The sequence below is a fragment of the Lysinibacillus sp. RU7 genome, assembly GCF_057837305.1.
In genome coordinates this window covers 1-243 of record NZ_JBYQFK010000267.1, presented here as the reverse complement: position 1 = coordinate 243, position 243 = coordinate 1, and the positions used below count along the sequence as shown (strand labels likewise).

Here is a 243-nt window from a genome sequence, read left to right as displayed (position 1 = left end):
CATAATAAATAATTCTTCTTCCTTAGTTATGCATCAGACATAACTAAGGAAAATACACATGTTGCAATACGATCTCTCTCATCAAGCTGCTGTAATGACCGCAATGAATGACTTTGTTGATTACCAATTGAATGATGGTTTTAATCCGACACACTTCATTGCTCATCTTTGTGAGCTGATCCCTGCATTTCAGGTTTTTGACCAAGAGGATGTTGACTATTGTACTTCGGTTGGCGCGTTTAG

1 protein-coding gene is annotated in these 243 nt (G+C 37.9%); it reads left to right on the top strand.

The genetic code is table 11. The features are described 5' to 3' along the window. Positions 1-58: 58 nt before the first annotated feature. Positions 59-243 (top strand): hypothetical protein (locus AC3II9_RS22360; protein ID WP_489158959.1); only part of this gene is annotated, 185 nt, incomplete at its 3' end.